This is a genomic window from Brucella pseudogrignonensis, from assembly GCF_031454375.1.
In the GTDB taxonomy this organism is placed as follows: domain Bacteria; phylum Pseudomonadota; class Alphaproteobacteria; order Rhizobiales; family Rhizobiaceae; genus Brucella; species Brucella pseudogrignonensis_A.
Genome location: NZ_JAVDQT010000006.1, coordinates 23,863 through 37,716, shown reverse-complemented (window position 1 = coordinate 37,716; position 13,854 = coordinate 23,863). Strand labels below are relative to the sequence as shown.

Sequence of the window (13,854 nt, the reverse complement as noted above, 5' to 3'; positions counted from 1 at the left end):
CTATCTCCTCAAGCAAGCTTTGTTGACTGAATTGGCATCAGTTCTGTTTGTATCCATGGCATTCTGTAGCCATAATCAGGACTATAAATTTCCCAGAGGAATTGATGGACCGCCAAAACAAAGAAAATAGCTAAAAGCAATAGTGCAACGCACCTACGCCCATACCAGCCGACGACAAGCGCAGCAGCCATAAACCCAAAAACAACGAACATCATGTATAATAACTCCAAGCCCATTTATAAGATGCTTATTGTAATTTATTGCAAATAAATAGATTTTATTAGCTATTTATTTTACTACATTACTTTATGATTAACTTCATATTTTACAGTGACTTCAAACCACCCTCGATCAAAAAAGCCACGAACGCCATTATCAAGCCACTGATAACCAGCCACCTGTTTTTGGACAGGATGCTGCTCACCTTCTCGATCTTTTGGTCGAGGTCGTCGTCAAATCGCTTGTCCACGTTCTTCCATTTCTCGTCGGTTCGTGCGCCTGCAATCCCCGACTGACACTGCCAAAGCTTGGTGACGCGAGGCACAGTCCCGGTCAGATTGTGTTCCATGGCGCTCATGCGCGCTCACCGCGTGTCAGATCGCAGTATGGGCCCTTGGTTGCGGCCACTACCGGAAACGATGCCCACTCCTGCGAAAGACGCTTGCACAACTCAGTGCAGCTGATTTTGCCAGCGATGAACTCGTTACACCCGCGACAAATGAGCAAGTGAAAGCCGAGGCGATCTTGCAAATCCGGGTCGAAGAACTGGGTACCGCGTAAACCAAGCTCCTGAGCCAAACGTGCAAGTGGCTTTCATGAACCGGTATCGACCGGATGCTGACGATTTGAAGCCCTTCGAAAATGAAGCCTGTGGGTCGATAAATTTGCCAAGCGTCAAGCTTGTGATCTGCTTGGGTAGCTTCCCCTGATTGTGGCCGTAGATTACGTCATAAGATGCGCGGACTATGCTTCCGACTTCCGTATGTGCGATGATGTCAAGCAAAAACGCCGCGCCAGCAGGCACGGTTCTATCCATTGCATTTTCGTTTCTTGTGACACTGTGTTGGGGCCGTATGGCTTGAAGGTCGTTTTTCCCTGTCGCGACCCGGTTGTTATGGCGTACTCTAATCACAGCCTGGATACGCGCCAAATATCATTCCACACAAAGACATCGCGAAGCGTGACAGCCCGAACGCTGACTAATACGCGTTCTGCGAATTGGACTGGTGGGATTAAGTTGTCATTCGTACAATCAATTCGTAATAGGCTATCTTCATAGCGTTTGAGGTTTCCGTGTCAGACAAATTTGAATGGGTCGATCTCCCCCAGGGTCAAGCACAGTTTTGCGGCAGCATACGGGGCACCGACGAACTCGGTCACAATACGTTTGCTATTCGTTTTCTTGGGAGAACCTTCTATGGAGAATTCGAGTATTCTCGGTGTCTAAATGCGTCGGCAAGCACAATAACCATTAAAATGTTCGGTTATAGTGACAAGACTAATCTCGGCAACACGTCCAAAGGTTCGCGCTTTCATTTTAACCAGAGTGATGTGAAAGCAATTTCCGACATGATAATACAATTATTATTACAAAAGAGTAGCAAGCCTTTCCCATTACACAAATTAGTGGATTTTACAGGAAACATTATCTTTGCCGATGACTGGATTCAACTTACTTCACTTTAGCGAGTATTTTTCTGACTTTTAATCGGCACATCTATCAAGAGGAGGGTATCGCCAAGGTGCAATTTCATTGTGATTTCCTATTTTTGTGAGATGATTAGTCTGCGCTCTTAAAGCCCCCGCTTTCAGTAGAGCGCAGCCCCGGTAGCGCCCACATGCACCGGGGCTTTTTTTTATGGATCAAAATCTATAGCACGACGTTAACAGTTCATTAGGAATTTGGGAGAACGTCATGCCAGCAGAGTTTTGGGCTTCAGTCGCTACTGTTAGTTTTATCGTGACTATTTTTTGTGCATTGATGTGGCGTTGCAGAGAGGCAGCAGATCCTCGCAGAGAGTGGTCTGATTAGTTTAATCGGGGTACGCGACGGGTAACGCTAATTTCGCTATAAGCCTGGACACCGTTGCTATCATTTTTCTGCAAAGCCGTGAACCTTTTCGCCATCCGGTAGTTTATCTGGCGAAGAGGACAAATGATGGGCACTTTCATCACCACAATATCAACGGCTTGGCTTGTTCTGATCGTATTCAGTGCGTGGATAGAGCGTAACGATTAGTGATAATCCATATTTGATATAAATAAGTTCACAGAGCCACACATGCATCATCCATTCTTACCAGACGCAGACGGCGTAATTTACGCAGGTTTATTCATTGCCATTATTGCTCTCCTGGTCATGAGCTTCACCGCAAAAGGTAGTCTGTAATCTGGCGCCGTATGCGTAAGCCGTTCGGCTCATACGCACTGGTTTCACGCTATATTATGGATGTTAGCAATTTTGAGAGACACGGCCGGAACTCCGTTGGGCTAGTCACGTTGTTGCCAACGGTGGGCGTACAAAAGAACGGATAGTTGCCATGTATAAAATGTCAGCATTTGCAGCAGTGTTCATGTCGGTTGTTGCTTTAACCGCTCCAGCAAACTCTCAGAGTATTGAAATCGGCCCGAATGGCATTCAGGTCATTCCTGATGGTAACAATCGAATGGACCGCAACCGCCGAGTCATTCGCGGTGATATCAGTGAGCGTCAAGCAGCGCGCATTGCGCGAGCCGAGGGTATGGATGAAGTTGAAAGCGTCTCCAGCCGTCGTAACAGCTTCGTCGTTCGCGGAATAGACCGCCGAGACAACGACATGCGCGTTGTCGTTGATCGACGTACTGGTGAAGTTCTCGAGGTTCGCTGAAGATAGATTAAGCCCCCACAGCCACTAGTCGTCCGGGGCTTTTCTTTTCAGAACACTCGGCTAGATTGCAGAGGCGCCAGACATGTGACAGTCCTTGTCCACGCGCAGCCTTGTCATGGTGGGGGCTATGGCAAGGCGTTCCTTTTTCTTGAGCTACACTCGTTTTTCGGCAGCGCGGGCACGTTGTGGGAATGTTTTCACGCAGCCTCGGATGTGACATCGCTCCATCCGGGGCTCTCCATTTTTGGTCCGTTCGGTAATAGATCTGATGCATTCAAAGTCATACGAACAAATGCTTTGGTGTAACCCTAGCTTGATACCTCTCGCTGGGATTTTATTTTCTAGCACGTTCTGTAATACATAAGACGCACTCAAGGCCGCCCATCATAATATCTTCGGTGTAAGGTCTCGGAATTGAAGTACCGTCTGCCGGTTTTTTCTTTCACATGTTGATTTACCCCACGATTTTGAGCAACATTTTCATTTTGAAGGGATCAACTAGCCCCAAGACAAGATATTTTTCGTCAACATCATAATCGTAGTTATATGGTATACTGCTATATGAAAAAGTGAGTCAAAGTCGGCTGAAACTCAACAGCCTTTCCAAAAAAGTAGGTTGGTCATGTCACCATTTTACCTTAAATCCAACTTGCCCTTTAATCATATAGCTATCTGCAAAGCTGTTGAAGCTTGTGTTGTAAACGCCTTCACCATAGATCGAAAACTTATCATCATTCCAGTTGTATGTTCCTCCCAAACCCACGCCAGCCCAGAATCGATCTTTTGCATTGGCTAAGCTTGTTTGTTCCAGATCGACTTTCGTTCCATCGAGGAATTCATAATAAAGATTCGTCAGCCCATAAATATGGGTGCGGTTTGTCATGCCCTGGCTGTTTTGCCATGCATTCTCATGAGCTAATGCAAGTCCCAAACGGGAATGAAGACTATCGCCGCGTTCCAGTTTAGCTCTGGAGCCAAAGCTATCAGTGAAATCATCAAAACGAATGGCCGAATATATCAGTTGTGCTTGTGGGGTAAAAGACCATGACGGATCATCCAGCGCAATGCGCTTTCCACCTTCTATAGAGAAGGCATAACCAGTACCATGATTGTCCCGGGCAAGATCTGCGACAATCATATCCGACTTCAGGTTACTGCGATACCAACTGAACTGTGCCTGTGCATCGGCATAATAACCCTCATCATGATACCATGTAAGCGATGTTCCAACACGATAACCGTCCGTGTTGATCGTTCCATCGCCAGAGGCTGAATAAACTCTGGTTTCAGCGGATGCATATTGGAAGGTTAAGCCGCCAATGAGCTTTCCTGTATTGTTTTGTTGCAACATGCCGTCAATACCAATCTGAACTTTATAGATGTTCTGATTGAAATTGACTTCACTTCCGGAGACATGTGGTTTGATATGATTGTGCGCGCCTTCAATGCGTCCCCAGATACCATTGCCCTCTGTATGATTGCCAGCTTCCTCAATGGCGGCATAGGCACTATCAACACTGTCTGCACCTTGTATGATGGTTCGATTGCCATTCCCTGCCCATACACGATTGCCGTTACGCTCTTGTAGAGTGGAGAAGCTGTTTAAAGCCAGAAGTGATTGCCCATAGGCTTCATAAACAGGAGCACCTGCTTGATAGAGAGGCTGAGGATTAGGATCATCACGCAGAGAACGCAAATACCAATCACCATCAGAAGCGTCGCTGATGCCATTTTTGTGAAGCTTATAGGCATAAGCACCAATCACAACAGCCTGTTCGCCTTCATGTTCATAATTGCCCTGTAACCTGAAAACGCCATTAGAGTTCTGCTTGACATCAACAAGCTTGATCCCCTCCACAGTATAGGTTCCAGTGCCGCCAGCATTTTCAACTGCCAGAGTGGTGAAACCTTCACTATTGCCATTGATGACCAGTCTGTCGGTTATGGAATTGTCGTCGCTCAAGACAGTGCGCATCCGGATGATACCATTATTACCAATATAATTGCCGTTAATGGTTAAAGTGGTTCCCGGCGTCACACCCATGTCAGTCAGCCCGCCATTGGTGAGTGAAGACAAGGTCTGGTCGTAATTTTGTAGGGCGAGCGTACCACCGTCTTCAATCGTAAAAGCGGAAGCCTGGCTGAGGAGATTTTCACCCGTAACTGTCAATGTGCCACTACGTATGATGGTCTCACCGGAATAATTACCTTCAGCTGCGATTTTCAACGTGCCAAGCCCGCGCTTGACGAAACCGCCCGTGCCTGTAAAGGATGTAAGGGTTGTCAGCGTATCGTTTTCTTCTACTGCAATGGCACCATTACCATCATCGAAAATGACAGGTCGGTTCAAATCCATATCAGTCGTAGCCAGTAACGTGCCGCCGTCAAAACGTAATGTGGCGGAAGGAGCGCCCAGGTTGGAATCCCTTGATACAGAAAGTACACCACCAAGCAATTGCGTCTCACCTGTATAGGTATTGTCATTGGTCAGGATGACTTTACCGCTGCCGATAATATTCAGTGTATCAGAAGCGCCATCGACAATCCTGGAGCTAATGGTTGTGGCGACGCTCGTTGCTATATTCAGTGTACTGCCGCTTGCACCTTTAAGCGCAAGTTCACCGTCAACAATCTGATATCCATCGGTGATAAAGTTTAATGTATCAAACGTTTGCGTTCCCTCTACGCTGACAGTTCCTTTCTGTCCTGCAAAAACACCAACGGACTCACCCCAGACATCATGCGCTGTAATAACAAAATCATCCACCCAATTGGTATTGACTGCATTCCATATGCCATCGCCGCCCGCTGCATTGCCCGAACCTGACATTTTCGTCCCATCCCAGAACTGCATAGTTTGGCCCGCACCAAGAACCTTCAGGTAAATCGACTGTGGTATGTCGTAACCAACTGATGCAGAGCCTATGTCAAAATCCGGCTTTGTAGAGACGACGGTCTCATCGGAGAACTGCGTGCCGTAGGAAGGCGAGTTGTAAAGAAACAGAATATAAATGCCAGCACCGGCAACTCTTGTCTCAAGACTGGCACCATCGATGTTAAGCTGATCTACAAAAACCGCCGTGTCTTGTGCATTATCATCGGGATTGAGCGATCCCATGTTATTAAAATCAAAAATGGCCTTGGAGGTCGCCTTGAGATTAAGCTGGTCCAGAAATACAAGACTACCGCCATTGTCACCTATACTTAACGTACCGTCGACATCGACGATACCTGAAAAGGCGCCATAGCCTCCCAATGTTCCACCTGACAGAACATTAACCTTGCCACCTAAAATGTTGAGATTGTCAGTGTCTCCGTCTTCGTTGCCAAGATAAAGCTTGCCGTCATAGATGTTAGTCGTACCGTTAAATTGGGAATTGTCAGCGGTAAACGTGGTATTGCCCGCATAATGGTTGATTGTGTAACTGCCAGCGCCAGCATCCGAGAGCTTCGCTTTAAGCTTAAACTGACCTATATGATTAAAATTTATAGAGTTATCACCATAACCCAGTCTGATTTCTTTGGCAGATAAGAAACCAGGATTTGCAGGACTTTGTCCGTGTGCAGAACCAAAATTAAGTTGTGAGCTCAAGCCGGCTGTGGAAATGGTTTGAGCGCCTAAATTAATAATTCCGTTACTATCGCTAACCTTGACCATAGCACCGTCTGAAAGCGTCAGGGATGCCGTCCCTTTTTGGCCAATGTGTATATTACCGGCTACAAGTGTTGTTCCGGGATCTGTTAATCGGACTGCACCAATACTTCCAGAACCTTCAGCAATAGAGAGTGAATTTCCAGCAATTAAAGACCCGGAGTTACTTACATTTATTGCTGCACGTCCGTTTAATCCGACGACAGTATCACCGATATAATTTGTTAAGTTAGATTTTATTCCAGATATATAGACGGCACCCTCACCTGTTGAGCGATCACCAATTATAATACGATGTCTACCATCGATAGATTCACTTGAATAATCGGACGCGCTTCCACCTTTTGATATGTTAAGGGTACCGTTTCCTTCTTTTCCAATAATAAATAAATCTGAAAACTCTATAAAAGACCCTGTATCTTCAACATTAACAATCCCATTTGATCCAGCATTCTCACCTAAAATTATATATCCGGACGCATATGCATTTTTATTGTTGATGACATTGAAAATACCCGTATTGGACTTTCCAACAATTATATTATCGGCATCACAACGAGGCCGATCCCGGCTTGCACTGCATGTTGCATACTCAGTTCTGTTATCAATTATAAGCGACCTATTAACGGGAATAGGCTTCGGAAGCTCGTCATCATCGTCATCGTCATCGTCATCGTCATCGTCAAAATCATCAACGTCCAAACTTACTTTCATGAAGTAATCATTGTAATTAACATTGAAGTTCTGCGCATTCGTTATATTTTGGTTGTATAGCAGCAAAAACAATATGATAGGTATGCATCTCATTAGCGCCATATCCCCCACATTTTAGATATAAAATGGCTAATTAAACGATACTTTTGGTAATACTTTTATAAGATACGCTATTTCATAATCATGTATGAAGTAGCAATTATACCATATAGCATTGATATAGATAGTGTTTATTTAATTACTTGATTAACAAATTTTCCGCACTCATGGGTGATCGCGGATTATTGTTAGAACGTAACCTGATAAGCCGACGCCCTGGATAGGAAATGTGTTTATTACTGGTGTGAACCAAGATGGTGTGGCGTTGACTATACAACGCTGACGACGGCAGATGAAGGACACGATGATCGGCGCAAACCTCGCATGACGCCATTCGGACACGCCCGGTTGCGCAATGACGTGATCAACACAAGCACAGTGGCGAACGGAACATAGAATATCTCCAAGCGCCCCCTACCAAGAGCATCTTTTTCACAGCCAGATAGGAAATTGTCAAGCAAAGGCTAGTGTTCACGATTTCCAATTCCCTGAGGCGCCTCACCTGGTCGCTATGCAGTTCACCGATTTCTGCGAGGCAGCGGCATGTTTTGAATTCTGTTATGCCTCTTGATCGGATCGCATGAACGGTCCAAATTTTCTACTAAAGTCCTTTAAACATGACGCATCTCATGCAAAGGTTCGGAAGAAACCGTCTATGATACTTACATATCGTGACGGCTCCGCGCATCGTTTTGGTGATGCATCGCCGTCCAGTTATACTGACTTTGGTCGATAAGCGGGCCGCAAAACAACACGGGGAAGTCAGGTCATTACTTGACTTCCCTTATAAGAGGAGCGCCTTCCCCCTCGCTCTTCAACGTAAAATTTTAACATATTTCTATAATACGTCTTTAGCAAATGGATAATATTGTCATGAAAAAGTATGCTTTACAAAAAAATATACAAATTGTTTGTAAATACGAATAATTTTCAACTGTCATACTTAGCATTTTTTTACTTACTTAACATTTCCGGCCTTTTTCATCGGATATGCCATTATTAAAGAAATATCCATGTTATTAACACATATATAAAATATCTATATATATTTTTAATGACCAATAAATGAAAAAATATATTTGCTCGTAAAATATTCAAAAATATATAAAAATGTAAAAGTATTGATATAAGATAATATAAATATATTTATAATAAATTGTTATTTAAAGTTACTACAACAAGCTATTAGATACAAGATATAACTTGGATTAATTTTCAATTCCAATGATTAAAAAATTACAAAGGATCGTAAAATGTTTAAAAAATATCTATTAGCTAGTCTTCTGATCTTTTCTGGTGCCAGTGTTTCTCATGCTGATAAATTTTTAACCACTCCCAAACCCCCATATTATGCTGTAATCTTCTCAATTCAAATGTCTGACAAAGATAGTAGGGCTTTCCGTATCGTAGAAAAACGAATGCTGGAAATTGCGAGTCAAAACCCTGGATTTGTAGGGGCAGAAGGACTGGCAGACAACGAGGGTTTTTCTCTTTTTATTGCCTACTGGAAAGACCTTGAATCGATGAAAACATTTAAATTAAATAAAGAGCATATGGTTGCTCGGGAAAAAGGTCGAACAGTTTGGTTTAAAAAGCACGTGATCAGAGTAGCCAAAATAATAAAGGAATACGGCGGTGAAACATAGGAATTTAAGTTATCGCAAGGCTGTTTGAGGTTGGTGTTGGGGGTTGACTAGGCATGAAATTACCGAGTGCCTTTCCTCACTTTTCAGGGTTTTGCTTTTCGCGTGAGGTTATCGCTTATTCCGTATGGGCATCTCACCGGTTTGTGCTCAGCATAGCCAATGTGGAAGATCGGCTATGTTGAGCGTGGCGAGATCGTGAGCCGGGAAGCCGTTCACCCCTGAAGTCATCGCTCTTCCCTGATTTTTGCACATTGCTGTCGAGTTTTGTCTTACTTTGAGCCAGTTTCCCTTTCGGATTAACCCACACAATTACGGAATTAGGCAAAGGTTTCGGTAGGATACCATTGCTGGACCTGGTCAGCATCAAACATAACCAGGTCCAATTCGGGCTGAATTTCACAAACAGGCGTTAGAAAGGTTCGCTAACCCAATTGTTGATTGCCGCTGAGAAGTGACCCCGGTGGGTCACTTCTCAGCGGCAATCAACAACCAAAATGGTCCGAAATACTTTCTTGCCCTGGCATAAGGGTATTGATGCAGAAATGGCGAGCGCTTTCAAAAACTTTAAAGCACGAGCTTGCACGATTAAGGCAGACGAGAAGGGTCGCGGGCGTGTCGCTGACGCTGCAGACCGCCGAAGCTGTAAAGCCATAACGTCTGCCTTCGTGTATCGTTGTCACAACACTGACGGCAGAGCCGAGGCGCGACATGCCATTACGAAACGCAGCTTTGTCTACATTGTCGGAGCGATGGTTGATAAAATTCATGTCGGCCTCTTGCAACTCAGCCAGGACTAGGCCGAAAGCTCTTTTCTGATAATTTCTGCGCCAGCACTCAAAGCTCTTAATTTGCCTTGTGCAACATGACGAGGTAGCGGCGCCATACCGCAATTTGTGCATGGATAGAGCTTATCGGCATTCACGAACTGAAGCGCTTTTCGCAAAGTGTTAGCAACTTCCTCAGGGGTTTCAACGTTTTGAGTTGCGACATCGATAGCCCCCACCATCACCTTTTTGCCTCTTAAGAGTTCAATTAGGTCTATCGGAACATGAGAGTTCTGGCACTCAAGCGATATGAGATCGATATTGGATTCTTGCAGCTTAGGGAAGGATTCCTCATACTGACGCCATTCGGAACCAAGGGTCTTTTTCCAATCGGTGTTGGCCTTAATTCCGTAGCCATAGCAAATATGGACAGCTGTTTCGCACTTAAGGCCTTCGATTGCTCTTTCGAGAGTCGCAACTCCCCAACCATTCACGTCGTCAAAGAAGACGTTGAATGCCGGTTCATCGAACTGAATAATGTCGACGCCAGCAGCCTCAAGTTCCTTGGCTTCCTCATTGAGTATCTTTGCAAATTCCCACGCGAGTTTCTCACGGCTCTTGTAGTGAGCATCATAAAGCGTGTCGATCATGGTCATGGGACCAGGCAAGGCCCATTTGATTGGCTGCTGGGTCTGCTGACGCAAGAATTTGGCGTCATCGACAAAAACTGGCTTCGGGCGCGATACAGCACCAACGACTGTTGGCACACTCGCATCGTATCGGTTGCGGATTCTCACCGTTTCGCGCTTTTCAAAGTCAACGCCGTCGAGATGCTCGATAAACGTCGTGACAAAATGCTGGCGTGTTTGTTCCCCGTCACTAACAATATCGATACCTGCCTGTCGCTGATCGTCTAAGGACAAGCGCAGAGCATCCTGCTTACCTGCGATTAATTCCTCTCCTTGCAACTTCCAGGGTGACCAAAGTTTTTCAGGCTCTGCAAGCCAGGAAGGTTTTGGCAAACTGCCAGCAGTTGAGGTGGGCAATAGTCTTTTCATAATAGGCAACCTTATTTTTTGGCTCATCAAAGGGTGTAATTGGCAGACCATTGCTCAAGGACGGTCTTATACGGCGTCATGAAGTGCTTCTCAGCAAACTTTCCCTGTTCGACAGCAAGCCGACTACGCTCGTCACGATCGTAGTCGATGCGCGTCAGCGAATAGTCCTCATGCTTCAGACTGGGCTGAAACCTGGATCCAGCTATTGAATTCGCGTTGTAAATCTCTGGCCGGTAGATCTTCTGAAAAGATTCCATCGTGCTGATTGTGCTGATAAGCTCGAGATTAGTATAATCATTGAGGAGATCGCCGACAAAATAGAAAGCAAAAGGCGCAACGCTATTCGGCGGCATGAAGAAGCAGACCTGCAACCCCATTTTCTGAAAATATTGATCCGTCAAAGACAATTCGTTTTGCTGATATTCTACACCCAAAATCGGATGAGAATTTCCCGTCCGATGATATGTTTTACTGCTGGATGCACTCAAGCATATGACTGGTGGTTTATGAAAACTCTCTTTGTAAACATTAGAGTTAATGAAGCATTTGAACAGTTTTCCATGCAGATCACCGAAGTCACCCGGAATGCTGAATGTGGGGCGATCCTTATTATAAGCCGGCAGAACCACGCTGAAATCGTAATCCCGAACGTATGAAGAGAAATTATTCCCGACGATACCGTCAATACGTTCACCAGTCTTTTGATCAACGATATTGGTTTTTAAGATTTCAATTAGAGGGAAAGCATCTTTATTGCCTTCTGCGTTGACGTTCAATTCAACCGAGATAATCTCAAGTTCCACGGAATAGCGATTGCCTTCCGGATTGTCCCAATGCGCCAATGCGTTGAAACGATTGTCAATCATTCTCAAGGCATTACGGAGATTTTGCTGACGGTTTTTTCCCCTTGCCAAATTAGCAAAGTTTGTCGTGATGCGCGTATTGTCTGAAGGATGATAGCGTTCATCAAAACGCTGGCTTTTAAGACAAAACGTGAAGTCGCGATGCCGCGTGCTCTGCTGGCAGTCGGAAAATGGCTCGCCCTTGGCGGCGACTGGAATTACGGCTTGAGACATAGCTCACCCCAATAAGTTGGGGGCATGGGTAAGCGAACGCATAGCAATACAGACCGCTAAGCGGTCTTTGCTACGGCACACCGGGACACCCCGCCCGTGGACGTTATTTTGCCAAGGCAGGTCTCCTGGCTCACGGTTCATCGCTAGTGTCTGTCTTCCCAGGTTGAACCCCAGTGACATTGTAGACAACAGCTCGCCGCTTACAGTTGCGGGGGCAGCGCCGGCTTTCCCGAATAACGGGGCACCGGCTTCCCTCTTAGCCCCGGTATGTCACAACGACAACCGGAGAACCTAGGCAAACCCATATTCTTGCATCATGCACGCCATGTCAAGAGCATATAAAGAAATGTTTATATCTTTAAGCGATACATTTTAGAGTGCGGGTACCTGATGTGAAATTGCTCCACCTACATCAAGTCCCTTGCCGACATTCTTCTCAGCCGAGGAACTCTGTGAGGCAGCACACATATCCTCTTGATGACCCGGATCAAAGATCAAGGACTAAATTGCAAAACGCATCCCAATCTATTCATCGTGAAATGGCATGGCATATCGTTTGAGTTTGACAGAGGCTGGCACTTGTGATGTTCCTCATCGCGATTCAGGTGCCGGAGGAAACTCCGGGTAAAAGGGAATCCGGTCGGGTCAAACTCAAATCCGGAACTGCCCCCGCAACTGTAGGCGGCGAGCTCACCCGATATGCCACTGGCGATATACGCCGGGAAGGCCGGGTAAAGCAAAGAACCGCAAGTCAGGAAACCTGCCTGGATCGTTCACCTGTTCTGGCCGCGGGCGGCGTGTCAGGAGCGGCTTCTCCGTAAGAGTGATACCGTCGCTTCGTACATTATTTCGTACGGAGCCTTTGTTCGTTCATCCGTTCGCATCTTTGCGGTCGGCTCGGAGGTATGTCACGATAATGAAAATTCAAAGGACCGAATTAATCCCGCCTGGCGGAGAAAAGAAAGTGCTCCTGCACTCATGTTGCGCGCCCTGCTCCAGCGAAGTTATGGAAGCGATGCTCGCGTCTGGCATCAATTATGCGATTTTCTTTTACAATCCCAACATCCATCCAGAGCGAGAATACCTACTGCGCAAGGACGAGAACATCCGTTTTGCGGAAAAAACGGCGTTTCATTCATTGATGCCGATTATGACAAAGACAATTGGTTCGCCCGTGCAAAGGGGATGGAATGGGAGCCGGAACGCGGTGTCCGCTGTACTATGCGCTTTGATCGGACCGCTCTTTATGCATATGAGAACGGTTTTCCGATCATGACTTCATCGCTCGGTATTTCACGTTGGAGAAACATGGCGCAGATACGCGCAAGGTTTGCATACGGCCTGATCCGGCCCCATCCTGAAAGGCGTCAATAGAGGCGAGTTGCTTGTTAATCGTGATGCCAGAAAACCCATCCGCTGCGATAGCTTGTGCCATACGCTGCAATGCATCTGAAGATTTCACACCTTCAAAACTTTGTGTCGCGCAGTAAACTGTCGGGGTTAAAAGGGGAACGCCTTCTGATCTAAAACTTTGTTCACAAGAAGCGGCAAGGCCTACACTGGTTCCCATAATGGTCAACAGACCCGTAATCAAAAAAATTCGCATTGATACCTCCTTCGGATATACTGATACTCAGCCATTTAAGACGATAACAAAAAATGCAGAAAGAAGTATAATAAGCGCATCGTCAAATGGTATAGCCAAGTTGTTTGAGCTTGGCGTTTCCGGGATTGATATCGCATGAAATCACCCAGCTCCTTTCCCCGGTTGAAGGGGTTTCGTTTTCTGCGCGAAATTATTGCTTACGCTGTCTGGGCCTATCACCGATTTGCGTTAAGCACCGCCGATGTAGAAGATCTTCTTGCTGAGCGTGGCGTGCTTATCAGCGTATGCGGGGCAAATCCGGTGGGATGTTTCTGATTTAGAGTTGGAGTCAAAGTCAGAAATGCTTTTTACTCAAGACTTGTGCATAACGCC

The 13,854-nt window shown here is 45.8% G+C and carries 9 protein-coding genes, 2 pseudogenes and 2 riboswitches; of the genes and pseudogenes, 4 read left to right on the top strand and 7 right to left on the bottom strand.

Translation table 11 applies throughout. The annotated features are described in order from the left end of the window. Positions 1-8: 8 nt before the first annotated feature. Together J2782_RS16270 and J2782_RS16265 are read right to left on the bottom strand one after the other, a co-directional pair. The gene (locus J2782_RS16270; RefSeq protein WP_310014480.1) at positions 9-215 is read right to left on the bottom strand and encodes a hypothetical protein; all 207 of its coding nucleotides are present in this window, start codon (positions 213-215) and stop codon (positions 9-11) included. 110 nt (positions 216-325) lie between these two features. Further along, complete coding sequence (locus tag J2782_RS16265; protein ID WP_310014479.1) at positions 326-577, bottom strand: hypothetical protein; 252 nt, start codon at positions 575-577, stop codon at positions 326-328. Between the two features lie 1,963 nt (positions 578-2,540). Between J2782_RS16265 and J2782_RS16260 the strand changes: the two genes are divergently transcribed. Then, a complete protein-coding gene (locus tag J2782_RS16260) occupies positions 2,541-2,867 on the top strand; it encodes a PepSY domain-containing protein (RefSeq protein ID WP_310014477.1) in 327 nt (108 codons plus the stop codon). Between the two features lie 625 nt (positions 2,868-3,492). Here J2782_RS16260 and J2782_RS16255 read toward each other — a convergent pair. After that, on the bottom strand, positions 3,493-7,233 hold the full coding sequence (locus J2782_RS16255) for an autotransporter family protein (RefSeq protein WP_310014475.1): 3,741 nt from the start codon (positions 7,231-7,233) through the stop codon (positions 3,493-3,495). 1,352 nt (positions 7,234-8,585) lie between these two features. Here J2782_RS16255 and J2782_RS16250 point away from each other — a divergent pair. After that, positions 8,586-8,978, top strand: a complete 393-nt coding sequence (locus tag J2782_RS16250; protein WP_310014474.1) for an antibiotic biosynthesis monooxygenase family protein — start codon at positions 8,586-8,588, stop codon at positions 8,976-8,978. A gap of 482 nt (positions 8,979-9,460) precedes the next feature. On the opposite strand, the gene J2782_RS16240 is transcribed toward J2782_RS16250, so the two are convergent. Genes J2782_RS16240 through J2782_RS16230 form a run of 3 tightly spaced genes read right to left on the bottom strand, consistent with a single transcriptional unit; the run spans position 9,461 to position 11,876 of the window. Beyond that, positions 9,461-9,745: a flavin reductase gene (locus J2782_RS16240; RefSeq protein ID WP_310014472.1), complete on the bottom strand. Its 285-nt coding sequence runs from the start codon at positions 9,743-9,745 to the stop codon at positions 9,461-9,463. A gap of 26 nt (positions 9,746-9,771) precedes the next feature. Further along, positions 9,772-10,800, bottom strand: a complete 1,029-nt coding sequence (locus J2782_RS16235; RefSeq protein WP_310014777.1) for a methionine synthase — start codon at positions 10,798-10,800, stop codon at positions 9,772-9,774. Positions 10,801-10,826: 26 nt separating this feature from the next. Further along, on the bottom strand, positions 10,827-11,876 hold the full coding sequence (locus tag J2782_RS16230; protein WP_310014470.1) for a DUF1852 domain-containing protein: 1,050 nt from the start codon (positions 11,874-11,876) through the stop codon (positions 10,827-10,829). 98 nt (positions 11,877-11,974) lie between these two features. Next, positions 11,975-12,186: riboswitch (cobalamin riboswitch) on the bottom strand. Between the two features lie 276 nt (positions 12,187-12,462). Then, a riboswitch (cobalamin riboswitch) is annotated at positions 12,463-12,658 on the top strand. A gap of 134 nt (positions 12,659-12,792) precedes the next feature. Between J2782_RS16230 and J2782_RS16225 the strand changes: the two are divergent. Then, positions 12,793-13,250, top strand: a pseudogene (locus tag J2782_RS16225) (epoxyqueuosine reductase QueH). On the opposite strand, the gene J2782_RS16220 reads toward J2782_RS16225, so the two are convergent. Continuing rightward, on the bottom strand, positions 13,147-13,482 hold the full coding sequence (locus J2782_RS16220; protein ID WP_310014791.1) for a hypothetical protein: 336 nt from the start codon (positions 13,480-13,482) through the stop codon (positions 13,147-13,149). The pseudogene J2782_RS16225 and the gene J2782_RS16220 sit on opposite strands and share 104 nt — an antisense overlap. 135 nt (positions 13,483-13,617) lie before the next feature. Between J2782_RS16220 and J2782_RS16215 the strand changes: the two are divergent. Beyond that, a pseudogene (locus tag J2782_RS16215) lies at positions 13,618-13,764 on the top strand (IS6 family transposase); the annotation flags it as partial. Positions 13,765-13,854 lie beyond the last annotated feature (90 nt).